25 protein-coding genes and 1 tRNA gene are annotated in these 26,140 nt (G+C 54.8%); 18 read left to right on the forward strand and 8 right to left on the reverse strand.

The window, feature by feature from the left end; translation table 11 throughout:
• Nucleotides 1–21 precede the first annotated feature (21 nt).
• The 8 genes from SH678x_RS20660 (at nt 22) to SH678x_RS20695 (ending at nt 7,407) form a co-directional block, all read left to right on the forward strand.
• Nucleotides 22–909: a hypothetical protein gene (locus tag SH678x_RS20660; RefSeq protein WP_496920354.1), complete on the forward strand. Its 888-nt coding sequence runs from the start codon at nt 22–24 to the stop codon at nt 907–909.
• 147 nt (nt 910–1,056) lie between these two features.
• Complete coding sequence (locus tag SH678x_RS20665) at nt 1,057–3,333, forward strand: NfeD family protein (protein ID WP_496920355.1); 2,277 nt, start codon at nt 1,057–1,059, stop codon at nt 3,331–3,333.
• Nucleotides 3,334–3,424: 91 nt separating this feature from the next.
• Nucleotides 3,425–4,009: an NfeD family protein gene (locus tag SH678x_RS20670; protein WP_496920356.1), complete on the forward strand. Its 585-nt coding sequence runs from the start codon at nt 3,425–3,427 to the stop codon at nt 4,007–4,009.
• Nucleotides 4,010–4,093: 84 nt separating this feature from the next.
• Nucleotides 4,094–5,149 carry a flotillin-like protein FloA gene (gene floA / locus SH678x_RS20675; protein WP_496920357.1) on the forward strand — a complete coding sequence of 352 codons (1,056 nt, stop codon included), beginning with the start codon at nt 4,094–4,096 and terminating at the stop codon, nt 5,147–5,149.
• A gap of 12 nt (nt 5,150–5,161) precedes the next feature.
• Nucleotides 5,162–5,785, forward strand: a complete 624-nt coding sequence (locus SH678x_RS20680; protein ID WP_496920358.1) for a hypothetical protein — start codon at nt 5,162–5,164, stop codon at nt 5,783–5,785.
• Nucleotides 5,786–5,787: 2 nt separating this feature from the next.
• Nucleotides 5,788–6,000 carry an FmdB family zinc ribbon protein gene (locus SH678x_RS20685; protein WP_496920359.1) on the forward strand — a complete coding sequence of 71 codons (213 nt, stop codon included), beginning with the start codon at nt 5,788–5,790 and terminating at the stop codon, nt 5,998–6,000.
• Between the two features lie 365 nt (nt 6,001–6,365).
• Complete coding sequence (locus tag SH678x_RS20690; RefSeq protein ID WP_496920360.1) at nt 6,366–7,205, forward strand: hypothetical protein; 840 nt, start codon at nt 6,366–6,368, stop codon at nt 7,203–7,205.
• Between the two features lies 1 nt (nt 7,206).
• Nucleotides 7,207–7,407, forward strand: a complete 201-nt coding sequence (locus SH678x_RS20695) for a hypothetical protein (RefSeq protein WP_496920361.1) — start codon at nt 7,207–7,209, stop codon at nt 7,405–7,407.
• Between the two features lie 11 nt (nt 7,408–7,418).
• On the opposite strand, the gene SH678x_RS20700 is transcribed toward SH678x_RS20695, so the two are convergent.
• On the reverse strand, nt 7,419–7,922 hold the full coding sequence (locus tag SH678x_RS20700) for a ferritin (protein WP_496920362.1): 504 nt from the start codon (nt 7,920–7,922) through the stop codon (nt 7,419–7,421).
• Nucleotides 7,923–8,110: 188 nt separating this feature from the next.
• Nucleotides 8,111–8,194: transfer RNA gene (locus SH678x_RS20705), tRNA-Leu, on the reverse strand.
• Between the two features lie 131 nt (nt 8,195–8,325).
• Here SH678x_RS20705 and SH678x_RS20710 point away from each other — a divergent pair.
• Genes SH678x_RS20710 through SH678x_RS20720 form a run of 3 tightly spaced genes read left to right on the forward strand, consistent with a single transcriptional unit; the run spans nt 8,326 to nt 13,339 of the window.
• A complete protein-coding gene (locus SH678x_RS20710) occupies nt 8,326–11,067 on the forward strand; it encodes a DUF1592 domain-containing protein (RefSeq protein ID WP_496920363.1) in 2,742 nt (913 codons plus the stop codon).
• Nucleotides 11,067–12,446 carry a DUF1552 domain-containing protein gene (locus tag SH678x_RS20715; RefSeq protein WP_496920364.1) on the forward strand — a complete coding sequence of 460 codons (1,380 nt, stop codon included), beginning with the start codon at nt 11,067–11,069 and terminating at the stop codon, nt 12,444–12,446. The genes SH678x_RS20710 and SH678x_RS20715 overlap by 1 nt, the downstream gene beginning before the upstream one ends.
• 41 nt (nt 12,447–12,487) lie before the next feature.
• On the forward strand, nt 12,488–13,339 hold the full coding sequence (locus tag SH678x_RS20720) for a hypothetical protein (RefSeq protein WP_496920365.1): 852 nt from the start codon (nt 12,488–12,490) through the stop codon (nt 13,337–13,339).
• 178 nt (nt 13,340–13,517) lie between these two features.
• Here the strand turns inward: SH678x_RS20720 and gyrA are convergent, their stop codons facing one another.
• The 4 genes from gyrA to SH678x_RS20740 form a co-directional block, all read right to left on the reverse strand.
• A complete protein-coding gene (gyrA, locus tag SH678x_RS20725) occupies nt 13,518–16,130 on the reverse strand; it encodes a DNA gyrase subunit A (protein ID WP_496923090.1) in 2,613 nt (870 codons plus the stop codon).
• A 330-nt stretch (nt 16,131–16,460) separates the two neighbouring features.
• On the reverse strand, nt 16,461–16,829 hold the full coding sequence (locus SH678x_RS20730; RefSeq protein ID WP_496920366.1) for a hypothetical protein: 369 nt from the start codon (nt 16,827–16,829) through the stop codon (nt 16,461–16,463).
• Nucleotides 16,830–16,847: 18 nt separating this feature from the next.
• A complete protein-coding gene (locus tag SH678x_RS20735; RefSeq protein WP_496920367.1) occupies nt 16,848–17,060 on the reverse strand; it encodes a hypothetical protein in 213 nt (70 codons plus the stop codon).
• A 113-nt stretch (nt 17,061–17,173) separates the two neighbouring features.
• The gene (locus SH678x_RS20740; RefSeq protein WP_496920368.1) at nt 17,174–17,674 is read right to left on the reverse strand and encodes a DinB family protein; all 501 of its coding nucleotides are present in this window, start codon (nt 17,672–17,674) and stop codon (nt 17,174–17,176) included.
• A gap of 442 nt (nt 17,675–18,116) precedes the next feature.
• Between SH678x_RS20740 and rbp the strand changes: the two genes are divergently transcribed.
• The 6 genes from rbp (at nt 18,117) to smpB (ending at nt 22,026) form a co-directional block, all read left to right on the forward strand.
• A complete protein-coding gene (rbp, locus tag SH678x_RS20745) occupies nt 18,117–18,494 on the forward strand; it encodes an RNA-binding regulator (RefSeq protein WP_496920369.1) in 378 nt (125 codons plus the stop codon).
• 385 nt (nt 18,495–18,879) lie between these two features.
• Nucleotides 18,880–19,383 (forward strand): FKBP-type peptidyl-prolyl cis-trans isomerase, encoded by a 504-nt coding sequence (locus SH678x_RS20750; RefSeq protein WP_496920370.1) that lies wholly within the window; start codon nt 18,880–18,882, stop codon nt 19,381–19,383.
• A 294-nt stretch (nt 19,384–19,677) separates the two neighbouring features.
• Nucleotides 19,678–19,989 (forward strand): hypothetical protein, encoded by a 312-nt coding sequence (locus SH678x_RS20755; protein WP_496920371.1) that lies wholly within the window; start codon nt 19,678–19,680, stop codon nt 19,987–19,989.
• Between the two features lie 399 nt (nt 19,990–20,388).
• The gene (locus SH678x_RS20760) at nt 20,389–20,514 is read left to right on the forward strand and encodes a hypothetical protein (protein WP_496920372.1); all 126 of its coding nucleotides are present in this window, start codon (nt 20,389–20,391) and stop codon (nt 20,512–20,514) included.
• A gap of 150 nt (nt 20,515–20,664) precedes the next feature.
• The gene (locus SH678x_RS20765; protein ID WP_496920373.1) at nt 20,665–21,207 is read left to right on the forward strand and encodes a DinB family protein; all 543 of its coding nucleotides are present in this window, start codon (nt 20,665–20,667) and stop codon (nt 21,205–21,207) included.
• A gap of 306 nt (nt 21,208–21,513) precedes the next feature.
• Nucleotides 21,514–22,026: an SsrA-binding protein SmpB gene (gene smpB / locus SH678x_RS20770; RefSeq protein WP_496920374.1), complete on the forward strand. Its 513-nt coding sequence runs from the start codon at nt 21,514–21,516 to the stop codon at nt 22,024–22,026.
• A gap of 37 nt (nt 22,027–22,063) precedes the next feature.
• Here the strand turns inward: smpB and SH678x_RS20775 are convergent, their stop codons facing one another.
• Nucleotides 22,064–23,308, reverse strand: coding sequence for a beta-ketoacyl-[acyl-carrier-protein] synthase family protein (locus SH678x_RS20775; RefSeq protein ID WP_496920375.1), 1,245 nt, complete (start codon nt 23,306–23,308; stop codon nt 22,064–22,066).
• A gap of 255 nt (nt 23,309–23,563) precedes the next feature.
• Here SH678x_RS20775 and SH678x_RS20780 point away from each other — a divergent pair, with 255 nt between their 5' ends.
• Nucleotides 23,564–24,706, forward strand: a complete 1,143-nt coding sequence (locus SH678x_RS20780) for a fatty acid desaturase family protein (RefSeq protein ID WP_496920376.1) — start codon at nt 23,564–23,566, stop codon at nt 24,704–24,706.
• 13 nt (nt 24,707–24,719) lie between these two features.
• Here the strand turns inward: SH678x_RS20780 and SH678x_RS20785 are convergent, their stop codons facing one another.
• The gene (locus SH678x_RS20785; RefSeq protein ID WP_496920377.1) at nt 24,720–26,057 is read right to left on the reverse strand and encodes an ATP-dependent 6-phosphofructokinase; all 1,338 of its coding nucleotides are present in this window, start codon (nt 26,055–26,057) and stop codon (nt 24,720–24,722) included.
• Nucleotides 26,058–26,140: the final 83 nt, after the last annotated feature.

Raw genomic sequence — 26,140 nt, forward strand, 5'->3', positions numbered from 1 at the left:
GCACTCAACTTCGAGTTGACCATGCTCAAGCAATTTGCCTGCTGCCTACTACTGCTTCTAACAACGACCGTGAACGCGGAAGAAGCGGCTGTTCAACCCGCCACTCACAATGCCTCTGTTGCGCAGCCAACAACTATCCGGTTTACACAACAACCGACGTCCGTTGGTGAACGCGTTGTCCAGCGCGTCGGTATGGAGCTCAATCTCCATACAATCATCAAGCAAGCTGACCAAGTGGCTCATGAAGGCTCCACAGGGCTCCGCCGTCGCCAAGAGCGCGACATTCAGGTGATTGAAGTCGTGGAAGGCAAGGCACGACAAGCTAAAGTGACTTATCCGCTCTCGCGGTTGATGTCGCCTGAGAACGAAAATCCCACGGATGAAATTGCCCAAGTTGTCGAAGGCAAAAGCTATCTCATCACTCGCGAGAATGATCGTCTTTTCATCACCGATGCGGAAGGATCGATTCCAACCAGCGAAGAGTATGAAATCGTCGCCAGCACGATGGAAAGCTTTGGCAAACCCAATCCACTGGCCGAATACTTGCTGTCTCGCGAGGTTCGCGTCGGTGAGATTCTTCAAGTTCCCACGGAACTGGCGACCAAGATGATCGGTTTCGATTCGCTGGGCGAGGTGCAAAAGTTTGAGATGCTGCTGGTTGAGGTCAAGGATGTCAATCAAAAAAAGTGTGCCGTGTTCAATGCCACGATCCTGGCGAAAGGCAAACCTGAGAACCCGCTCGAAGTCGAGGCCCATGGCGCGGTGGTGATTGAACTCGCGACCTGCCGCACCATCGAAGCCACGCTCACCGGTCCGATTTCAATGCTCTCCACCGACCAAGGCACCGAGTACAGTGCCTCAGGAAACTTGCTGCTAGCGATTCGTTCGCAATACGGCACGGCAAAATAATTCCCAAGATCACCGCTGGTTTGTCGAATTCATTGCTGAAACGACATGCCCAAACCAGCGAAAAATGGCTTTTCTTTTCCCCTTTCCACTAGCGACGTATAATTGCGTCGAAAATAGGCGCTCGAAATTCTCGCACAAAACGTCTGTATGACACCTTTAGGTTTTCGCAATCCGTTTGGGCATCGACGGACGATCTGGCCATGGCTGGGCTGTTGGCTCGCCTTTGCAGTTCTTCCCGTGCAGGCTGTCAACGTAGATCCGGATCCTAAAGACGCGCCTGCGAGCAAGAACTTGGCTGGCCTCGTGCGGGTGCAACTTCCGCTGACGGGAAGTGCCGACCAAGCCCTGCAAACGACGATCCGCCGCGTTCGGGATGAACTTGTAAAGCAATCCCGGGTGACCAAAGACTCGCGGCGGCCGCTCTTGATTTTGCAACTCGATGCCCGACCACAAAATGAAGAAGCCGGCGATGGCAGCCAATTTGAACGTGCATTTGCTCTCGCTCGCTTTCTCTGCAGCCGCGAAATGGCCGACGTAAAAATCGTCGCGTTTATCCCCCGCACACTCAATGGACACGGTGTCTTGCTGGCATTGGCCTCGGAAGAAATTGTCATGGCCCCCGAGGCGATGATCGGCAACGCGGGTGCTGATGAGGCCACTGACGAATCTATCCGTCAAACCCTGGTCGCCGCCTATCGAGAAATCGCCGAAACCCGATTGACCATTCCCGTGGCGCTTGCCGTGGCGATGATTGATCCCACGGTCGAGGTGCTGCAAGTCGAAGCCGAAGATGGCACGCACTTTCTGACCCGCGAAGAACTTAAAAAATTTGCCGCCGATCATGAGATCGTGGAAGAAAAAGTTTTGGTTCCCGCAGGAACGCTTGCCGAGTTTGACGGCCGCGAGGGTCGGCGTTTTGGCTTTGTTAAATATCTCGCCTCGACCCGTGACGGGTTGGCCACGGCCTTGAATGTGTCGGCCGACGCACTTGTGGAGAATGAATCCTTTGCCAGCGAATGGCGACCCGTTGTGATCGATATCAGTGGCGAGCTAACTCCAAGACTCGCAAGCCGCATGGAAACTTTGCTAGGCGCCGCTGTTCAACAACAAGGTGCCAACTGGATCTGCGTGCGAATCGATAGCGCTGGCGGTGATCTCGAAGCAGGCATCCGCATGGCCTCTGCACTGGCACGATTGGATGCGAATTCTGTGCGAACCGTGGCATACGTTCCATCGGAAGCGACTGGCGCGGCGGCCTTGGTGGCTTTATCCTGCGACCAATTGGCTATGCATCCAACGGCGCGACTAAGCAGCGCATTGCCTGTTGTCATGAAAAAGGGCAAGCCACGGATCAAGAATCGTCCCCTCGGTCCGGAAGATGCTCAGCTTGCTGCCGCTGTGCAATCGATCCGCCAATCACTGGCCCCGCGAACGGATTACACTTGGTCGCTCTTGGCAAAGTTGGTCGATCCTAATCTGGAACTGGCCCAATATCAGAACAAAGCTACTGGTGAAGTTCGGTTGATGAGCCCCGCAGAACAAGCGGAGCAGCCCGATTCCGTCAGTTGGCAGCAAGCTCAAGTGTTGTCGCAAAAAAATGAAAGACTGGTGCTCGATGGCCAACAAGCGCACGAACGGGGAATTGCCTGGCACACGGTTGATACCTTTGACGAGTTGAAACAGCAGTTTGGTCTGGCAGGGGAAGTCCCCAATCCGCAACCCAATTTGGCACTTGAGTTTATCGAGGCACTGGCTACTCCCGAGCTGGCGATCATTCTGCTGATGGTCGGATTTGCAGGAATTTATATCGAGTTCCGTACACCGGGTGTCGGCTTAGGGGCCTTTGTGGGTGCAGTCGCTTTGCTGCTGTTCTTTTGGAGCAAGTATCTCGACGGCACGGCTGGTTGGTTGGAGGCACTGCTATTCGTCGCAGGTCTCTGTTTCGTCATGCTGGAAGTCTTTGTGCTTCCCGGCTTTGGCATCTTTGGCCTGGGAGGCGGCGCGATGATGCTCGCCTCGCTCGTATTGGCCAGTCTGACATTTGTCCGGCCCCACAGCGAAGTAGAGCTTGAGGAGCTTGCGCGTTCGGTCGGCACGGTCGCACTCTCTGGGCTGGGCGTGATGGCATTTATACTCATTTCGCGGCGCTATCTGCCTCAAGCCCCCTTGTTCCGGAACATTGTCCTTGAACCACCCGTTGGTGACGAACTGAACGAACTTGGTCATCGCGAATCGGTTGCCGATTTCTCGGCACTCATCGGCGCCAAAGGTTATGCCGCCACGGATTTGCGTCCGGCGGGAAAAGCGCGGATTAACCACGAACTCGTCGATGTGATCGCCGAAGCCGAGCCGCTCGACAACGGCACACCGATTGTGGTCATCGAAACTCGTGGCAACCGAATCGTTGTCCGCTCCGCGAGATAGGCTCAAGAGGGACTATGCCAGATCGGCTCTGCACCGCTTGGCATTTTCGTAGTAGAATCGTCTTGCTAAGTGTCGCCGGAGCATTCGTATTATGACGGGATTAGATCCTTTTACTTGGGCCATTATTCTGATGCTCATCGGCTGCGCGCTGGTGGTGCTTGAGGTTTTCGTCCCCTCAGGGGGAATTCTCGGCATGCTCTCGGGGTTTGCCATTCTCGGAAGCATCATCTTTGCTTTCCGCCGGGATCCAACGGCCGGCATGGTGTTTGTCCTCATTTCGTTAGTAGCCGTGCCAACCCTACTTGCGTTGGCATTTCGAGTTTGGCCCCACACGCCCATGGGCAAAGCCTTTCTCGGGGAGCTCCCTTCCGAGGACGAACTCAAGCCGATTGATGTCCGTCGCGAGCTTGTCGGTCGCGCTGGCGTGGCGAAAACAATGATGCTTCCCTCGGGTTCGGTATTGGTCGATGGGCATTGGCTGGATGCCGTTTCTCAAGGCGATGCCATCGAGTCGGGAGAGCCGATTGTCGTGGTCGAGGTGCGTGCCAATCGTGTCGTTGTCCGCCGAGCGGAACCTGACGAGACGCAACAAATCTCGAACCAATCGCCGGACATTCTCTCAAAACCACTCGATGAATTGGATCTCGAAGGATTCGAGGATGAGCCGCTGGGCTAAGGCTCGATCTTGCATTTGGCCACCGCAAGGGGTACAAAAACCTCTGTGACGCAAGGGCTTATGATCGCTGAGGGGATAAACTTCATGAACTGGCACCTGACTATGACTCCCTCATTGGGAGCCATCTCGACGACCGTTATTTTGGTTTTGGGTTTCATAGGCCTTGTCATTTTCATGATCTTTTTCGCGGTGTTTGCGCGATACGCTCGGTTGTGGATTCAGTCGGTCAGCACAGGAGCCCGCGTCGGGATTTTTGATCTTTTGCGAATGACCTTTCGCAAGGTGAATCCGACGGTCATCCTCCGCAGCAAAATCATGGCGATCCAGGCCGGCATCACCGAAGCTGAAGGAATCACAACTAAAGCTTTGGAAGCCCACTATCTTTCTGGCGGAAATGTGCCGCTGGTGATTCGCTCGATGATTGCCGCTCGCAAGGCCAAGATCATCGACCTCGATTTCAAACGGGCAACGGCGATCGATCTGGCTGGGCGGAATATTCTTGAAGCCGTGCAAACGAGCGTTTATCCGAAAGTCATCGATTGTCCTTCGCGGCAATCAAAACGACCCACACTGGATGCCGTCGCCAAAAATGGCATTCAACTGAAAGTCAAGGCACGGGTCACCGTGCGGGCGAATCTCAATCAATTGATCGGTGGAGCCGGCGAAGAAACCATCATTGCCCGCGTCGGCGAGGGGATTGTCAGTGCTATTGGCTCGGCGGAAACACATGCTCACGTTCTAGAGAATCCTGACACGATTTCCAAAGCCGTGCTCGCTCGAAAATTGGATTCGCAAACGGCATTCGAAATTGTCTCGATCGATATTGCCGATATCGATGTCGGTGACAACATCGGTGCTCGTTTGCAGGCCGATCAGGCCGAGGCCGACACGCGCGTGGCCCGTGCCGCGGCAGAAGGCCGGCGTGCGATGGCCGTTTCTCAAGAGCAAGAGAATATCGCGATGATGGAAGAAAATCGCGCTCGGCTCGTGGAATCAGAGGCTGAAATTCCCAAAGCCATCGCCGAGGCCTTCCGCAGTGGCCGCTTGGGGATCCTGGATTACTACAAACTGAAAAACGTCCAAGCCGACACCGACATGCGCGAATCGATCGCGGGCGTTGGCGCCTCTCGCCGCGAGTAAAATGTTTTACTGATGCAACATTTAGCAATCTACATCATCGCCGCGAACTGGATGGAATGGGTTTTCCCCGTCATCGTGTTCATTCTTTACACGCTTGGCCAGTTGATGTCGGCCCGGGGAAATAAGGCCAAGCAGCCACCGCGAGTTCCCAAACCTCGCGATCCCGCACCGCCCCAAAAGCCGCGTACCCTGGAAGAGAAGCTGCGTGGTGAGGTCGAGGATTTTTTACGCCAAGTTCGTGGCGATAAGCTAGAACCGGAGGAGCCATCCCCCGTGATTGTCGCTCAGCGGCCGGTTGTCGTTAAGGTCGAGCAAACGCCCAGAAGAATTATTGAGCTGGATAAGCCTCGCGAAAGCATTCAAGAGTCTGTCGCCAAACACATGAGCACGGCGGACATTACCCAACATGCTCACGCGTTAGGTGCTGATGTTGGTCAGGCCGACGAAAGATTGGTGGCACACCTCCACCAGACATTTCAACACCAAATCGGAACTCTCGAACCGAAGCAACAACAACCCCGACCAATAAAGCGGCAAAACAAAGCCGCCGCCGAGATTGCCGAATTGCTCCGTAGTCCGAAGGGTATGCGGCAAGCCATCATTGCGAGCGAAATCTTACGCCGTCCGGAGATTTAACTATGCCTCTTTACGATTTTGTCTGCCGTGATTGCCATAAAGAACAGGAACTTCTGGTCCGGGGAGAGGAAACCCCCGCCTGTGAGGCCTGCGGCAGCGGCCAGCTCACGAAACTTCTCAGCGTGCCGGTCGCCCATTCGGCCTCGGCGGAAAGCAGTTCTCCCCGGTCACTCCCTAGCGGTGGGTGTGGGTCAGGATGTGCCTGTCACGGCTAAAATTTGCCTATCGGGCAGCCTCGCAGATAGAATTGCCGGTAGAACCTGTAGTTTTCCCAGGGAAATCCCGCAGCTTCACCCAGATTGCCTGAAGCGAAAGTTTGACACTCTTTTCGCACCCTGATTATACTGCGACTAGTGCAATTATCTCTTGTCGTGGCAGAGCTTTGGGACTTGTCGAGGCCGATCTGGACCTCCAAATCCCCGACTTTGCCGACAGAACGAGGTTTGCAAACGAAGCATCGGAGGCTTCCCTTTACCGGAACATATCCTTCGCGGACGACCTAGGTTGGTTGCCGCTGAGGCAGTGTCGGAAGCTCGGGTCGTGTTGATACGCCTGGTTTCCCCATGAGGAAGTGAATTCGATGAATTTTTTCGGCAAAGTTTTGATCGCCCTCACAGCCATCGCGTCCATTTTCTTGCTGGCCGCGTCGCTCATGGTTTATGCGACTCACCGGAATTGGAAGGACGACTACGATAAGCTCAAAACCCAGCTCACGGCGGCTCAAACCGCCAATCAAGAACTGGAAGCCACAAAGAACTCGTTGGAAAGCCAACTGACGGCTGAGAAAGATTATGCCGTTCAAGAGGCCAGTAAGCTCGTCCTGGAACGCGATCAGCTGGCGAAGCAGAATGCCGATATTGGACAACGGCTTGAGCAGCTTGATCAGACTCAACGCGAACAAGCCGCGGCACTGGCTGCCACTCAGGCCAACAACGAAAAGCTGACCGGCGAAGTGGCTGCACTCCGGGGTGAGATCCGCACGAATCAATCCGAACGTGACCAGGCTTTTACCACGGCTTTGCAAGCCACCGATGACCTACATCAAGCCGGTAACGAACTGACCGTCTTGCGTGAACGAAACTCACAACTCGCGCAAGAAGTTGGTAACAAGACGGCCCTGCTTGATGAAAACGGAATCGATCCTGCCACCGATCCCGGTGCGATCGTGCCGCGTGTTCGTGGAATCGTGAGCAAGACTCAAAGCACCTCCGGCAGCCAGCTGATCGAGGTCACAGTCGGTGCTGACGACGGCCTCAAACCTGGCCACACCGTCGAAGTCTTCCGCGGTGACCGCTATCTCGGCCGGGCAGAAATCCTCAAGACGGAGCCCGATCGCGCCGTGGGCCGCATTCTTCGCCAATTCCAACAGGGACAGATTGAGGAGGGCGACGATGTCGCAACCAGATTTAGAATCAGTTAGCATGCCGAGCGTCATCAACAAAAAACCACGCTACGACGTCTATTTCGTCATGCTGCTGGTTTCGTTGATTGCGATCTTGATTGGCTGCCTGTTCCTGTTCCTGGAAATCCGTGCTTACGGTGGCTGGGGAGCCTGGAATGGCTCGCCATTGAGTTCAGTGACTCCATCCTTCGGCGACGCACTGCCGCGCTATTTGTGCTGATCAGGGGTTGCTCACGCACCAGCATCGGGCTGGCGCTGCGCGAGTTCGCGGTCGAGATCTAACAACGAGGCGGGATCGTTCTGCACTAAATGAAATTTGTGCACGACCTCTCGAGCCGTTTTCTCTTCTTCGACTTGTTCGGTGATAAACCACTCTAGCTCGACGAGCGCAGCGAAGGCTTTTTCTTGAAAGGCCAGTTCATAAAGCTTGTCGATTTGCGAGGTCACCTTTTGCTCCTGTGCAAACGCCTTCTCAAAGACTTGCACCACCGAAGCAAATTCGTTCTCAGGAGCTGCAATCGGCTTCAAGACCACTTTGGCATTCCGGGCCAAGAGGAAGTCGTACAGCTTATGGGCATGGATCTTTTCTTCTTCGCTTTGAAGACGCATCCAATGCGCACAGCCCGTGAATTGCTCGTGCTGACACCAGGCCGCCATTGAGAGATAGCTGTAAGACGAGAACAGTTCATTATTGATCTGTTCATTGATGGCATCTTGCATCACTTGCGTGAACATGGCGTTACTCCTGTGCGAATGGGTTACTTGTCACCCAAATTGTAAAAGCCTGACCGTGGGTGTCTACATCACGCGGCGATTCTTGCAGCAAAGAAAAAGGCTCGCCGTCACGAATTGACGACGAGCCTCAATCTCATCAATAACCACTCATTCGCCGAGAGACATGAAACTGAATCTCGACATCCAAGTGGGCCCGACTGGAGTTGAACCAGCACGCCCTTTCGGGCACATGCCCCTCAAGCATGCGCGTCTGCCTATTCCGCCACGAGCCCTAGTTATTTTGAAAACACTGCACGGCCGACCTCCAATTGTCGGCAATCCATCGAGTCTACCTTGACCCGTCCGTCCGTCAACCCGCACTCCCCACGACTAAACCCCGATTTCGCCGACAAAATCGCGCAAAATGGCGGAATTGCCTCCACTGTTTCGCTGGTTTTTCGCCGTGCCAATACGGTACAATCAACGGTCCACGCGGCCCGACATTCATCCCGGGCTCACGCACCCTCCTCCACGGTCTCTGTCGATCATGCCCGCCGGAAACAAATCTCACCTGCAATCCCGCGGCAAGTCGATTCGATATCGGTTGCAGCGTGGATACGCTTGTGCGGGCCTGTTGATAATGACAGTCTTTCTCGCTCCAGCGTTCGCGGCGAGCGAGGCCGACCTGGAGCAGTTCCGCACGCAGGTCGAACCGATCCTCACTGAGAAATGCTACGACTGCCACGGCAATGGAATGAATGAAGGTAGTGTTGCGTTCGACAGTTTTTCATCGCAGGCCGAGTTAGTTGACAATCCGCAGCTTTGGTGGCGAGCCCTACGCATGGTCCGTGCGGGCATGATGCCGCCAGCCGAGATGACGCCGCTGACCGATGCTGAAAAGCAAACCCTGGAAACATGGATCAAGCGTTCCGCATTCCATGGGGACCCCGCGAATCCTGATCCGGGACACGTCACGCTTCGCCGGCTCAATCGCAATGAATATCGCAACACGATCCGTGATCTGATGGGGGTCGACTTCGACGCGCAAAGCGACTTTCCTCAAGACGACAGCGGCCATGGTTTTGACAACATCGGCAGCGTGCTCACGGTATCTCCGCTGTTGCTGGAAAAGTATTTAGCCGCTGCCCGGACAATCGTTGCCCAAGCCGTTCCATTAACTAGCAAAATGGCTCCGGAAAAAACAATCACCGGTATGGAATTCCAACCGGAAGGTGCTGACCCCAATCAAAAAGAGCAGGGGCCACGATGGCTCTCTTATTATGAACAGGGCTGGGTATCGCATCGCGTGAAAATTGAGCACGCCGGGCAATATCAAATTCAGGTCAATCTGAGTGCCGATGAAAAATATCTCGACGGCGAGTTTGATTACAACAAATGCCGATTGACGTTTTCCGTCGATGGTGCGGGCAAACTTAATGAAGAGTTCAGTCGCCAAGGCCACAAACCCTACCAATTCACTTACGACGTCGATTGGCAACCGGGTGAACACGAATTGATTTTCGAACTCACGCCGCTCACCCCTGATGAAAAGCATGTCCGCGATCTCAGCATGCGGATTAAGTCGGTCGTCATTAAGGGCCCCCTGAACGACGAACATGGAATACCCGTACCCAATTATGCCAAGTTTTTCCCTCGCAAAGTTCCTAACGGAGCCAAAGCTCGTCAGGCTTATGCTCGGCAGATATTGAAGAAATTTGCCACAAAGGCTTACAGGCGGCCGGTCGACGCGGAAACGCTCGATCGCTTGGTCGCTCTTGCCGAGCAACATTACTCTCACCCTGGCAACACATTTGAATCGGGCATCGCCGAGTCTATGACGGCCGTGTTGGCTTCACCTCGATTTCTGTTTCGCGAAGAAGTTGCTGTAACACCGGAAGCCGCAGCCGAGTTTCCTTATCTCGACGATTATTCCCTCGCATCGCGACTCTCCTACTTCCTATGGTCGACAATGCCCGACGACGAGCTGATGCGCCTCGCCGCCGAGGGTAAGTTACGCGAGAATTTACCAGCTCAATTTGAGCGAATGTTCAATGATCCGCGATCGGAGCAATTTATTCGGCATTTCGTTGGCCAATGGCTACGGGCTCGCGATATTCAGAACGTGATTGTCAACGCCGTCGAAGTCATGCGTCACGATGCGCCACCTAACGAAGAGGATGTCGCCGCTCGGAAGCGATTCCGTGAACTGGTCAGCAAACCGCGCGATCAATTCACTGAAGATCAGCGTGCCGAGTTTGAACAACTCCGGCAGCGATTCGCTGAGAGATTTCGTGAATTCCAGAACTTTGAACTCAATCCTGAACTGCGTCGCTCGATGCGACGTGAAACGGAACTTGTTTTCGAAACCGTTCTTCGCGAGGATCGACCGCTGGTTGAGTTGCTGGATGCTGACTATACGTTCCTCAACGAACAACTTGCCAAGCACTATGGCATCGAGGGAGTTAAGGGCAAAAAGATGCGGCTGGTGAATTTGCCAACCGACAACCCGCGTGGTGGAATTCTCACGCAAGGAACCGTCCTGGCGGTGACGTCCAATCCCGATCGAACGTCACCGGTCAAACGCGGGTTGTTTGTGCTCGATAACATTCTGGGCACACCGCCACCACCGCCACCACCGGATGTCCCGCTACTTGAAGATGCCGCCAAGGGTCAGGATGGTGCACCATTAACCGTGCGAGAATCATTGGCTCTCCATCGCGAAGCACCTTTGTGCAGTTCATGCCACAACCGGATGGACCCCTTGGGCCTCGCGCTCGAGCGGTTTAACGCACTTGGCAGATGGCGCGAAACCGATCAAGGCAAGCCCATTGATTCCGCCGGCGCGTTAATCACTGGTGAGGAATTTAACGATATTAAGGAACTCAAGCAGGTTTTGGTCGCTAACCACCGCCAAGAATTCTACCGCTGCTTGACCGAAAAGCTGCTTACCTATGCCTTGGGCCGTGGAATCGAGTATCATGATACAGAGACGGTCGATGCGATCGTGGCTCAATTGGAAGCCAACGAAGGCCGACCGTCGGCACTTTTGAAAGGGATCATCGCGAGCGCGGCCTTTCAGAAATGCCGTCCTATCGAGCAGGCCGACAGCACGGCGGCGATCAAGACGGCCAGCTACTCAGGGTCTCAACCCTCGGAGAATGATTAATGTCTCACAGCGGTAGCAACACGAGCGGCAAATATCCTCGCCGGCATTTTTTGCGAGGCTTAGGCGCGAGCATTGCCGTTCCAGCGCTGGCTTCATTGACGGGCACACGACTCCTCGCCGCTGAATCTGCCGCCAACTTGGCCGTGACTCCTGCTGGTGCGCCTCTGCGTACAGCGTTTGTCTATTTTCCCAACGGCGCGATCCCCGCTTCGTGGTGGCCTTCGCAAACCGGCACAGACTTCACCCTCACGGGCACGTTAGAACCACTCAACAAACTCAAGAGCACGTTACAGATTTTCGGCGGGCTCGATCAGGTCAACGCCGAAGCTGGCCCCGATGGCGCGGGTGATCACGCCCGGGGAAACTCCGTATTCTTGACCGGTGTGCGGCTTCAGAAGAGTGCCACCGATGCCCGCGCGGGGATTTCCATCGATCAAGAGATCGCTCGACAAGTCGGCGAGCAAACCTTGCTCCCTTCGCTGGAGCTATCCAGCGACACCGAGCGCCCGTCGGGAAGTTGCGATTCTGGTTATGCTTGTGCCTATCAACAAACCGTCTCGTGGAAGTCAGCCACCACGCCGATGCCTCCCGAACGCAATCCCCGGCTTGTGTTTGAACGCTTGTTTGGAGCAGGCTCCCCCGGCGATCGGGCCGCGAATCTTGCCCAACGCCGAGCTGGCCAGCGTTCGATTCTCGACTTCGTGATCCAAGACGCCCGGCAGATGCAGGACCGGTTGGGCACACAAGATCGGGAAAAGCTCGACCAATATCTCACCGGCGTTCGCGAGATCGAGCAACGGCTCGATCGTTCCGAGCGGATGGCCGCGACCAAAGACCCCGGCCTGCCAGCACCCACGGGCGTATCACAAGATTTCAGTGAGCATGTCGGCATCACGTTCGACATGATGCTATTGGCATTTCAATGCGACCTGACGCGCGTGGCCAGCATGATGCTCGCCCACGACGGCAGCAATCGCTCGTTTGAACACATCGGCATTACCGAAGGGCATCACGAGCTGACCCACCATCGCAACGATGAACAGCGAATTCAAAAAGTCGCTCAGATTGATCGTTGGTATGTCGAGCAATTCGCCAAGTTCTTGCAGCGGCTGCAAAACACACCCGACGTCGACGGCCGCTCGCTGCTCGACAATTCGATGATCGTCTACGGCAGCGGCAACGCCGATGGCAATCGCCACACACACTCGAACTTGCCGGTCATCCTAGCTGGCGGTGGCGGAGGCACGCTCACCCCAGGCCGACACGTCAATCACGGCTCCAAGCCGCTGTGCGATCTGTTTTTAAGCATCGCCGACCGCATGGGCGCCACCGGCTTGGAACGCTTCGGCGATTCAACGGGACGGCTCGCGGACGTGTAAGCCGCTCGCATATGCAAGCCTTGAACTAACAAAGTTGCATTATGCTACGACTTGTCCTTCTCTTGCTGCTCAGCTTAACGCTGATCTCTGAGCCAGCTTTGGCAGCAGGACTCATTTATCGATTGCCCGAGGATGGAAGCTGGGCAAGATTCCGCGGACAGCTCCAGATTCGAGATTTCAAGTCAATTGATGGTAAACCACTTTCTCCTGGTAAGGCAACGTTTAATTATGCGTTGATACTACGTTCTGTTGGTACGCAAGACACCATTGAGGGGCGAGGCAGGTGGATAGAGATCGAGTCCAACGCTCCTCCCAAAGAGGAGTATCCTGGGCGTATTATCATTTTGAAAATGTTAATACCTGAAAAATATCTCACAGCTGATGAAGACCCACTCAACCATGTGCAAGAAGCATATTTTAGGAGTAGAAATTGGGAATATGGCGTCGAACCCGAGGTTGGGAATAAAGAGAAACTGACTGATAGAGATCGTCTTCAATATGAATTGGAGAGATTCCGTACACAGTTTCCATATCCAAATTCAAAGCAGTGCCTCACCGTGACGAGCCGCGGTCAAACTGTCGATACACCTTTGGGAAGACTAACTGTAACAAAGGTTGCGTTTCCAATGCAGTTTTCTGGTAGGCTATCAGGTGGAAAAGGTCCGCGCTGGAAGTGGTCAGGAAATCTCACTCTCTGGCTAACAGAAGACTCTCCATTTGGAGTTTCTGCGTTACAGAATGAATTCATACAGATTGATGAAACTCAAAATGCAGATGAAAGTAAGCCGATTAGCGTAGGTGTTCAAAGTAAGAATACCTTGCGAATAGAGCTTGAATCTGTCGGCGCGAAAGCAAAGTCCGAACTTCCTGAGTTTCCGCCTTCACTTCGTTGATTACGTAGTCTCCTTCGACACCAGTATCGGTATCGTCGGCAGTTCGCACAGCAAGCTTGGAAGTAGGCTTGTCAGAATCAATAGCGTCGTCATGAACGGCCCTCAAATAAAAAAAGCGGAGGGCAAAACCTTCCGCTTGATTATTATCACAACCATCCGGAACCGCAAAGCGAATCTTTTACTCCGCCGGCGGTTCAATTGGTGGCTCGGGTGAACCTTCGACCGCTGCTTCGCCCGAATCAACAACGCTCTCGTCTTGTGGTACCCGTACGACGGCCGTGAGGGTATCCTCCTCGTCGAGCGACATGATCCGTACGCCCTGCGTGTTGCGGCCGATCGGATTGAAATCGCTCACCTTGACCCGTTGGATCTTGCCGCGGGCGGTCATCATCATCAGTTCATCGGTATCGTCGACACGTACGATGTCGACCACGGGACCGTTGCGGTCGGTCGTTTTGATGTCCCGCACACCCTTACCGCCGCGATTTTGCGTGCGATAGCGGAACGAGCTGCTGGCTTCGTCGACTGCATCTTCCGATTCACCTTCCACGGGTGTGGACTCGGCCGATTCATCTTCAGGGATTTCATCCACCGGCGCGCTGGGACCAAATGGCGTCCGCTTGCCGTAGCCGTTGGCACAGGCGGTGAAGAGCGTTGCATTAGGATCAGCCACCACCATACCCACTAGAGAATCACCCTTCGTGAGTGAGATACCCTTGACCCCGCTCGTATTGCGACCCATCGGCCGGGCATCGGCCTCGTTGAAGCGAATTGCCATCCCCTTGGCAGTCGAAAGCACGACCTCGTCACCCTTCTTGGTGATCGCCACCTCAACGAGCTCGTCATCTTCGCGCAGCTTAATCGCGATAATGCCCGTCTTCATGGGACGGCTGTACGCCTTGAGCTCCGTCTTCTTCACCAAGCCTTGGCGGGTGGCCATCATCAAATAATGATCCGGCAGATCAAAGTCACGAACAGCGCGACAATCGGTGATGTTTTCATCCTCAGCCAGATTCAACAGATTAACGACCGCGCGTCCTTTTGCATCCCGCGAAAGCTGCGGCAGGTTATAGACTTTTTGCCAATAAACTTTGCCCTTCGACGTGAAGAACAGTAGGTAGTCGTGCGTGCTTGTCACAAAGAGATGCTCAACGGGATCGTCTTCGTCGACCTTGGCTCCTTTGATGCCCTTGCCACCACGTCGTTGCGAACGGTACACGCTCGCGGGGGTCCGCTTAATGTAGCCATTGTGCGAAATCGAGACGACCATCTGCTCTTCTTCGATCAAATCTTCAAGATCGACTTCGCCGATTTCTTCGTTGGAAATCTCCGTCCGACGTTTGTCGGAGTGCTTGGCGATGAGCATTTCGCAATCTTCGCGAATCATCGCAAAGATCTTTTGCTGATCGGCCAAAATGCCCGAGTAGTGAATGATTTCGTCCAGCAGTGTGGCATGTTCCTCGGCAAGTTTCTCTTGCTCGAGGTTCACCAATTGACCGAGCGTCATCCGCAGAATCGCGTCGGCTTGCACGGGAGTGAGCGAATACTCTTCGGCCACGCCACGCTCGGATTGGAATTGGGCGTAGCCTTCGTCACCGAGCGCGCGTTGGAGCATCGCCCCCGGCGTCTTAATCGCCATGAGCGCTTGCTTGGCCTCGGCTTGCGTCTTCGACGCGCGAATCACGCGAATTACTTCGTCGATGTTGGCGTGCGCCAACAACAGGCCTTGCACCGTGTGCTTGCGTTTGCGGGCTTTGGAGAGCAGGAACAAGGTTCGCCGACGGATCACGGTCGCGCGATGGCGAATAAACTCGGCCAGCATCTCCTTGAGCGACAACACTCGTGGCTTACCATCCACGAGGGCTAGGAAGATGATCGAGAACGATTCCTGCAGCGGCGAGAACTTGTAAAGCTGATTGAGAACAACGTCGGGGTCGGCATCGCGCTTAAGTTCCAGAATCAGCCGGACCGGTTCCTTGAGATCGCTTTCGTTGCGCGTGGCGGCGATGCCAGGAATCTTGCCTTCTTGGGCGAGTTGTGCGATGCGTTCTTCCACACGATCGCGAGCTTGCTGGAAGGGAATTTCGTGAATGATGATCCGCGTGCGCTTCCCAGTTTCTTCGATTGATGTCCGAGCGCGAACGACAATCGTGCTACGACCTGTTTCGTAGCCCCGCCAAATCGCGCTGCGGCCGCAGATGATTCCACCCGTTGGAAAGTCAGGCCCCGGGATATGTTCCATCAACTCTTGGACAGTAATTGCAGGATTGTCCAACACGGCGATCACGCCTTTGCAGACTTCGCCCAAATTATGAGGCGGAATGCTGGTCGCCATGCCGACGGCAATTCCGTTCGCACCGTTAATTAAGAGATTAGGAAATTTTGCTGGCAGGACGGTTGGCTCGCTATGACGTTCGTCATACGTTGGAACGAAATCGACCGTATCAAGCTTCAGGTCCTCAAGCATCATCGCCGCAAAAGGCGACATGCGAGCTTCGGTGTATCGCATCGCTGCGGGAGGCAATCCGGCAATCGAACCAAAGTTCCCCTGCTTGTCGATCAACACGTGTCGCATGTTCCATTCTTGGGCCATGCGGACAAGCGTCGGGTAAATCACGCTTTCGCCGTGCGGATGGTAGTTACCGCTCGTGTCGCCCGAGATCTTGGCACACTTCACGCGGGCAGCGCCCGGCGTGAGATTCAGATCGTTCATCGCCACCAGAATTCGCCGTTGCGAAGGCTTCAAACCATCGCGCACATCGGGAAGCGCACGGCTGACAATCACGCTCATTGCGTAGGTGAGATAGCTGTCTTTGAGCTCATCTTCGATCGGCAAATCGATCAGGCGGGCAGCAATAGATTGTTCAGGATCGAAAGACGGCACGGGAGCATCGGGATTATCGGTCGACACGAAGGAGAGTCCTTTCGCAGCAGTTCTTCAGCACTTCACAAGGCAGGAATGGCCGCGACATAACTAGCCGCAGACGCCTGCTGTAAAAGCCTAAATTTTAGCAATTTTGGGCGTTACCAACAACCTGCTGAAAAGCTCGGTGATAAGCATGCCTTGACAAAGCCATCGCGAACAACACAGCCAAGCATGGCGATGAAAACAGTCGGAGAACTAGACCTTTCGCACCTTCCACCACGCAACGAGGAATAGCACTCCCCAAGTGAGATCTACCAAACCGGCGGCGAGCATTTGAACCGATAAGCGTTCTTCAAGAAACAAGGCGATTGTTGCAAAGCCGAATGACGCCTTTTCAAGAATCGCGGGGAGCATGATCGGCCGGTAGCGCGCGGGGTCGCGAGCCATGATTAAGAATGCCACCTGCCAAGCCAGCGCAACTCCCACGAAACCATAAAAGTACTCAGGGTGCGTAATGGCCGGCGGATAATCGCGTCCTACCTGCTGTTCCAGAAAAAACTGAGGCAGCAGAACCGCCACGCCGTAAATGCCCGCCAACAAGAACACCCATCGAGCAAACTTCATGGTTACTCACTCTTGCTCTTAACGACGCCGATAAACTCGGCCACTATTGCGATGGTAAGAGCGATTCTTTTGCCGGTGCTGCTTTTCCCATTGCATCGAGCCGTAATTCACGCCGCTAATATTGAAGCTGCGGTAGGGATTCTGCGGGCTGATCATTGCCGCGTCCGATTGCTCGGCCATGCCGCCGAGAAAAACCATCGTTATCAGGACCAAACAGAATTGACGCGCCATGAGAGAATCTCCGTCTACACGCGTGCAGGAAGCTGCGCAGGCAAGCCGCTTCCATCGATACCGCCAAAATCAATCTTAACCCTTAAATAACGGAAAGCAAAATTTACGCATGACTATTCGTCGCCCGATGGGCCATACATTCCCGGCACGGGGAGATCGTTCAGCCTCAGATAAACACAGGTTATCGCCCGATGGTGGATGATGTGATTCAACACGAAGGAGCGAATCACGGCCGCTCGCGGCATCGTGAAGATCACGTCGCCTTGATATTTGAGCGTCCAGGGTACATTCATGTCCTCGTCCTTGACCGATTCTATTGCTTGACGGGCGGCCGCCACGTTCTTGTCGAATTCGGCCAGAATCTCTGCTCGCGTTGCCAAGGCGGGTGTTTGGTAAGCCGGCGCTCCAGGTGGCGAAAAGTCCCACTCAGTGTCGTTGATCGTACCGACGACCCAACCGGGGATCTCGGCCAGGTGATTGGCGTTCCAGCCGAGCGTATTCGACTTCGGATGGGCCCGCCAGTCGGCCTGCTCTTCGGGAAAACGCTCCAAAACCTTACGCGTATTGGCCATTTCTTCGTCGAATTCAGGCAAGAGACTCGCGGCATAACTCATAACTCGACCCCTAAAAGCTGGTAACAGGCAAAACTGCGAAGAACTTCAATATAGGTTTACATGCGTACACCATCACTTGCGACAAGAGTGCCATAGGTTGTGCTGAAATGCAAGTCGCCAACGGGCTCCCCAAAGCTGCCGCGATTGATTGAAGATAGGAAGTTTGGGTAAACACTAATCATGCCGCGGGAGGTGACTAGGAGTTCTGCCAATCTCTGGGAGAATTGCCTAATTTCGAGCGATTGACTGTATCGCCGGGCAGGGGAATCCCGTAAACTAAGCTGTTGCTTGGTTCGTCGAACGGGTGTCCGCCGCTGCTTCAAAGGGTAGGGCCCGATCACTCTTTCGTCCGTCCCTGCGCTATGGGCCCTCGTGCGGGCCTGCTCTTGTGGCCCCGAGACCTTGATAGGGGGCCGAGTTTGCGATTTGTAGGAGAGTTTTGGTGGGTAAGAAGCTTTATTGTGGAAATTTGAGTTATGGCGTGACCAATGCCGATCTCGAAGCTCTGTTCTCAGAGTTCGGACCGGTTCGCAGCGCCGACGTGATCATGGATCGTGAAACGGGTCGCAGCAAGGGATTCGGATTTGTCGAAATGGAAAATGATTCGGACGCTGATGCTGCCGTTGATGCACTCAACGACAAGGATCACAACGGCCGGCCATTGAAGGTCAACGAAGCTCGTCCCCGCGAAGAACGTCCTCGTGGCGGCGGTGGCGGTGGCGGGGGCTACGGTGGTGGTGGTGGTGGTCGCGGTGGCGGCGGTGGTGGCTACGGCGGTGGACGCGGTGGCGGCGGTGGTGGTGGCGGTCGTCGCTACTAAGCCGTGTGCCTGGCTAAGCCAATTGGCTTAGCTATGTTCATAGCGTCGGGTTCATAGCTTCGGCTGCGTTCAAAAGTCCCTTAACCGCGGAGAAATCATGCTGTCTACCGCAGAGCAATCGGTTCTCAAAGTGTTTCGTCAGTTCCTTATGCGACAAGGCGAGATGCTTTGTTTCCAGGGTCCACTGTGGGAAAAACATAAGCTTTCCTTGCGACAAATGACTGAAAGAGATCTTCTTTTTCAGGAAAGTTTCAAAGGGGCTTACAGTCTCACGGCCACTGGCTATGAGGCGATGAAAACAGTCTCCGCTGCTTAGTTAGATTACATCACCCCTCGTCGGCTTCGGTCGGCGAGGGGATTTTTTATGTCCTGAAGGATTTTCGCGATGCGAATTGGCAAACATAGTTTTGTGGCGATCGAGTACCTCCTCACGGACGCCGATGGCGAAGAACTCGACAGCTCGGGCGAGGATGGTCCGTTGACCTACGTCCACGGCATGCAGGAAATCATCCCGGGCTTGGAACGTGCTTTAGAGGGTCGCTCCGCTGGAGATCACTTTCAACTCACAGTCGATCCCACAGACGCCTACGGCGATCGCTACGAAGAACTCTGCCTGGAAATCCCTCGCGATGAGTTTGAGAGCCCCGACGACCTCGAACTCGGCATGCAATTCAGTCTCACCGACGAAGACGAAGAGGAAATCCTCGTGTCGGTCGTCGATTTCGATGACGAAGTCGTTACGGTCGACGGCAATCACCCGCTGGCCGGTGTGACACTTCACTTCGATGTGAAGATTCACGACGTCCGCCCCGCGACCGAGGAAGAGATCGAGCAAAGCGGCTCGCACTCCTGCGGCGACGACGACTGCGGCTGCGACGACGACGAATAGCCTCTCCCCATTGTGGCAACTTTCTCCGTAGCGGTGGCGTCATGCCGCTGTCTTCTCGGCGTCTGTAATCCGACGCTATCTGTGCGCCGACTTTCCGTATCTGGAATCCACGTCTATTTAGGTTGCCTCCTTTTCTGGCCTGACTGCCTAATTCCTGCGGCTTGAGTGCTAACAGATTAAGCAGCACGGGAGTCCGGATTTTCCGATCGGAACTGCTATAGCGGGAAAATCGCGGTTTTTGTACATCGGCACGTCATTTGCGATTCCTTCTCCTCGAACAGTGAGATGCAAAACATGGCAACCGACAACCGCTCGCTGGAGCAATCCACCCAGCAGCTCTTGGATGAAGCCGAAGCCTTGATTTGGGGTTTGCTTGACGAAAACATCGACGCGGTCGATTCCGAGCGTCTCAACAGATTGATGGCCAACGACGAAGTCCGCAAACGTTATTTGCAATGTGTTGAGTTGCATAGCGATTTGCAAAACCTGTTTAGCGACGAAAAAACACAACAACCGACCAAACCTCAGTCACCCGTTTTGGGTTCTCTGGGAAACACATTTCCGAGCATACCTGGCACAGTAATCACACCGCCTCTGGGTGAGTAATTCCTAGCGAGTCACTGAATGAAAACAACACTTCCTTGATAGGAAGCACAACCGTCCGCCTCCGCGATTTGAGGTACGCCCTTCTGCCTCCCTCTGGCGACCTCAAATCGCGTTTTTTATGCGCTGGCGGTTGTGAGGCTTTCTCCTCTCCCACAGTGAGAGGCTCTATGTTTTCCAACTTGGTCAACCTTGCCAAGTTCGATTCTCACGTTGATCTGCGTTTTTCTCGGGAAAAACGTCAACTCTTCCAACTTGTCCAACTTGGCAGACTTTTTTTCATCACTTTTGTTCCTTGTTGAAATTTCTAAATCGCTTTCGCGCGCACCCCGAACTGTTGCTCTCAACCTTTTGAGAACTCTGCATCTCGCCCATTGAGCGACGCACGAATGCCACGTCCGCATGTCGACGCTTGAGCTGTTCATTGATGGAATTGTTGATGCTCGTCGGGGGATGGCTCCTTTTAAAATTGTGGTGGCTGTGTTGTGTGAATATCGTTTCGTAATCGCTGATTATAGCGATGCGTGAACGCATGTACACAGTTATTTTTGGCCGGTCAACTATCAAGCCAACCCAACCGAATCGAGCAAAGTCCAATAAGCGAACTTTCCACTAGGGAGCCGTGTCCGGCGAGTGCATCAAGAGCATGATCAGACTGCCTCGCTAACAGGAATCGCTATGTTTTCTAATCAATCGATCGTCTATGCCTGGGACAATGGACTTCGCTATATGTTGGCGCTCTTGAGCGATGTGACCGACGAGCAGATGGTGCTGCGGCCTGGGGGAAACATGAATCAACCCGCGTGGATATTAGGCCACATGGCCCTCTACTATCCGATCATCCCGGCACTCCTGCGCGGGGAAAATTTTGCCGATCCCGCGGACAATGAATTGTTCGGCTTTCGCGGACGCGGTCCGCTATCTGACCTCACCGTCTATGGCAGTAAGGAGTCGCAACTTGAGCGGCTACGCGACGGGCACGAGCAAGTCGCACAGGCGATCCTCTCTGCGCGGGAGTCAGAATTAAATCGTCCTCCGAGTTTGCCTCGCTGGGCAGAAATGTACCCCACGGTCGAATTCATGCTGCCGGACTTGTTGCTGCTCCACGAAAACGTTCACATCGGCCAACTCAGCATCTGGCGTCGTGCGGCAGGATTGCCTGGAGTCGAATTTCCAGATCGCACTCCGCGGCCAGGACTGATTGCTTCGCTCGGCCTATAGCCATGTTTTTCTTTTCGGGCTCTTGCTGAACGCACAGTCTGTTGGTCGTCGTGCCACACCTTTCTTAGAAAGGGCTCTGGACCACGAATGACAGAAAATGAAATACAAATGGAGCACGAATGGCGTGAGCTGTTAGGGCGGATTAACTTTGTCATTGTCGGCTCATCCTCATTCGTACTATTCGTGTAATTCGTGGTTTTCTCCGAATGGATTTTAGGTTCCAGTACGTGTGATCAGTCGGAGACGTTGGCACATTCGCCTCGCGACACCCCAAACCTGGGCTGCTATAATAAATCTTTCTATTTTATGGGAGACATTGCCACGGCTAAGCAGAAGAAAGACAAACCGTCGGCCAAAAAGGGCGACGACAAAAACGAAAAGACAATCGCCGAGAACCGCAAGGCCCGCCACAATTACACCGTGCTCGACACGCTGGAGTGCGGGATCGTGCTGGTCGGGAGCGAGGTCAAAAGCCTGCGCCAAGGTCAGATCTCGCTGGAAGAGGCCTACGCCCGCGTCGACAAGGGGGAAGTCTGGCTCGTCGGGTGCGACATTCAAGAATACGTCTACGCACACCAGTTGAATCACGTGACCAAACGGCGGCGCAAGCTGTTGATGCATCGCCGAGAGATTAACAAATTTGCCGATCAAGCGTTTGAAAAAAATCTCACGCTTGTACCGTTGAAGATGTATTTCAAGGACGGACGGGCCAAGGTGCTGCTGGGAATTTGCAAAGGGAAAAAACTCTACGACAAGCGCGACGACATGAAGAAGAAGGTCATGCAACGCGATATCGATCGTGCGATGCGAAGAGGGTAGTGCAGGATAACAGGAATTTCTACGGCAACGCAAAACCTTAATTCGCACCCACAAGCAACGCCACGGCTTGGCCCGTGTATTTGTGGTTGAGCTTAAGGAACGCTGGCGAACGCGCGAATTGGACAGTGCTCGTTATATTCAAGTCGAACCCCGGATCGTCGCAATTGAGCGTGGGGGGGACAACATTTTTTTCGAGGGCCATCAAACTGACGGCGAGTTCCACCGCCCCGCTGGAAGCCCCGCCGTTGCCCAAAAATCCTTTGAGGGCCGCCACTGGTACGTCGCCCAAAGTTTCTTGAATCGCCTTGGCTTCGGCGGCATCATCTTCGATCGTTGCCAAACCGTGCGCATTGACGTGCCCCACTTCGCTGGGAGCGACGTGCCCCATAGCCAAAGCGGCTTGAATGGCTTGTGCGATGGACTGACCGGAAATCGACTGGCCGGATGGAATCTGTTCGACGCGGCGGCCATAACCCAAGATGCGACCAAGAATCTTCGCGCCACGCTGCTCGGCATGCGCCAAGCTTTCCAACACAAAAACGGCCGCGCCTTCGGCCATCGCAAAACCATCGCGATTCGTATCGAACGGCCGGCATGCACCAGCAGGATCGGCGTTGTTGCGTGACATCCGCGCGCCACCATGCCAGCAGACATCGACCCAAGACAACAACGAACCGGTGCCACCCGTGAGCATGACGTCGGCATGGCCACGGGCGACCGTGTCGGCGGCTTCGATGATCGACAGCAGCGCCGAGATGTCGCCTTCGACAATCGTGTTGTTTGGGCCGCGGGCATCTTTGGAAATGCCGATATGGCAGGCCGACATATTCGGGAGATACTTGAGCATCCACAGGGGGTACAGTTCTTTGAAAGCGGCTTGCCAACGACTGAAATCAAAATTGCCGTCAACGCCCGTCGCGCGGTAGAGCGCGATCATTTCGTCCATCTCCGAGCGGAACACGTTCGCTCCCAGGACGACCCCCAGCCGCTCGGGATCGACGGCGGCTTCGGCCAGCTTGGCGTCGGCCCATGCTAGCTCTGCCGCGGTGAATGCTTGCTGTGTCTCGCGGCACATCACCTTCAGACTCTTACGGGGCTGGACGTATTGCTTGCCGTCGAAGTCTGCTAGCTCGCCGCCAAACGTGATGGGAAAGCCTGCCTCGACGAGCCGGGGAAGCGTTTGGATGCCGCTGGTCCGGCTTTCGAGTGCCGACCAGACAGCCTCGCGCCCGATGCCCAGCGGGCAGACAATTCCCAGGCCTGTGATGACAACTTCTTGCACGAATTCAAAACCAATCGCTGACAGCCGGGGCAGGGGTGGTCCTGCCGTATCGGCAAGGTGGGAATCGCCGCTAGTAGATTCTCCAGTTTATCGCCGTCCCGGGCCTCCAACAACAGCTGGCAAGCTGGGCACGATTCGTCTGTTCACGAAAAACCAACGTAGCTACACTCCGAAACGTGCTTCATCGACAAAATTCGGCGGGGCACTTCAGTTTCTCTCAATAACCATTTGGTTTAAGACCACCCTCTTGGAAATATGACGCAAGTTGCTCTTTCCCCGGCCTCACCCCCCATCGGTGAGTTTTCCCTGAGTGAAGCCCGCCGCATTGTCGGCGAACACTTTACCCCCAATCCCTGGATCTATTGGCCTGACCTTTTGGTGAGTTGGGGCATCGGGATTGCCTGCTTCCAATTGGTTGATTTTCCGCATTGGTTGACGGCCGATGTCGCTTGGCATTGGCCGATTCGGATTGTCTGTTTCTTTATCTCGTCGCTATTGATTTACCGCTGCTCGCTATTCATCCACGAGCTGGTACACATTCGTGCGGGTGAGTTCAATGCGTTCCGGTTCGTCTGGAACATGCTCTGTGGAATTCCTTTCTTAATTCCGACGTTTGTCTATTACACACATCTCGATCATCATCGTCGTAAACATTATGGCACGGAGGAAGACGGCGAATACATTGCACTGGCCCGACTACCCGCCTGGCAGATCTTGTTGTATCTATCGCAAATTTTTTTCGTCCCCGTGCTGGTAATCTTTCGATTTGGCATTTTGACACCGCTGACTTGGATCAGCCCCACGATACGCAATTGGGTCCACCGCCATCTTTCGTCGATGATCATGGATCCGACATATATTCGCCCCCTGCCGACCCAACGAACTTTACGCATCATTCGTTTGCAAGAGGTGATGGTGTTCTTGTTTATGGGGTTTATGGCGGTGCGGACCTTTTGGGCCGGTGGCTTGCTGTTCAAAGAACCGCTGCCTCTCTCGTTCCTGCCTCACGTCTATTTGACCGGCGTGTTTGTCATGGCGATCAACGCCCTACGCACATTGGGAGCCCATCGCTGGACGCATCTGGGCGATCGCGAAATGACGTTCGTCGAACAAATGCTCGATTCGGTGAACTATCCCAATAACCCTCTGATCGGTGGCCTGTGGGCTCCGATCGGCTTAAGGTACCATGCCTTGCATCACATATTCCCTACGATGCCGTATCATGCCTTGGCCGAGGCCCATCGCCGGTTGATGAAGGATTTGCCAGCAGATTCGCCCTACCGCCAATGCCAAGCGGACTCGCTACATGAAGTAATCGTGACCTTGTGGCGACGTGCTCGGGAAAACAATAAGCAGACCATCAACCAGAATCAGATGAGCAATTCCCACGCGGCATAATGAATACTTGGGTTTACAACGTCTGAAGCTGCTCCTCACGTACGCCCGGCCAGGGGGGCTGCCCGGTGGCGAGCAGTACGCTGGTCCACAAGTCACCGGTGACTTCCATCCGCTTCTTCTTGGCGATAGCCGTGCAAATCGGCACGTGAACGAACATATTGTTCCAATGCCCGATCAGCACGTCGGTGTTACCGGCCATCGCCGCGTGGACACCGTAGCGGGCCATTTGATCGCTCAGCAAACGGTCGGCCGTGTTCGCGGGGACGCTGCGGATCATGTAGCTCGGATCGATATACTTGAGCGCAATCTCGATTCCTTCTTCGCAAAAGTAATTCGCGATGCGTTCCTTCAGATGCACGCCAATGTCGCCGTAATGACGGTTGCCCGATTGGTCCTGACCGTTGACGTTCTGACCGCAGAGATGTTGCCCCGCGCCTTCGGCGACGGCGATCACCGCGTGCTTGCGTTCGACTAATCGATCTTTAAGCGCTGGCAGCAAACCGTGGGGGCCATCGAGCGCAAATTCCACTTCGGGGACCAAACAGAAATTCACTTCCTGGCTGGCGAGCGTCGCCCAGGCGGCGATGAACCCGGCGTCGCGGCCCATCAGTTTTACCAGTCCGATGCCATTGGGCGCGCCCTTGGCTTCGATGTGCGCGCAGTAGAGAGCGTGCTGGGCACGCTCGAGCGCCGTGGCGAACCCGAAGGTGCGGAAGACATACATAATGTCGTTGTCGATGGTCTTGGGAATCCCCACGATGCCGATCTTCAAACCACGTCGGGTGATCTCTTCGTAAATCCCGTGGGCCCCGCGCTGCGTGCCGTCGCCGCCGACGCAAAAGAGAATGTCGATGTGCGAACGCTGGAGAAAATCAACCACCACCGACGGCTTCTGCGGCCCGCGGCTGGATCCGAGGATCGTGCCCCCCACGTCTTGAATATGCGACACCTTGTCGTCGGTGAGCACAATCGGCTCGAGCCCCGAGGCGGGATTCAAACCCCAGTAGCCGTTACGAATCCCCAGCACGCGATTCACCCCGTAGTTGTGCTTGAGTTCCAGAGTGATCGAGCGAACCACATTATTGAGCCCGGGACACAAGCCGCCGCAAGTGACGATCGCGGCGGTGGTGAAATAGGGATCGAAGTAAACGCGTTCGCGTGGGCCAGCACGCTCGAAGGCGATGTCTTGCAGCGGTGCGTCGGGCGAAGTATCGAGCTGATAGCGAACGCGCGAACTGCCGGGGACAAAATCCCCCAGCCCATCGCCGGGGGTGGAAGAAACCAATTTCAACGGCGAGGGAATCTCGTTGAGACCCAGCGTCGGAATCTGCAAATCGGCCTGCGTAAGCATGGCGGCCCTTTCGTACACAATCAGGACTATGGGTGCTTGCCTGAATTGTGCCCCTCATGCCGCCGGGCACGCCGTTGATTATA

The sequence above is a fragment of the Bythopirellula superficialaquae genome, assembly GCF_059632245.1.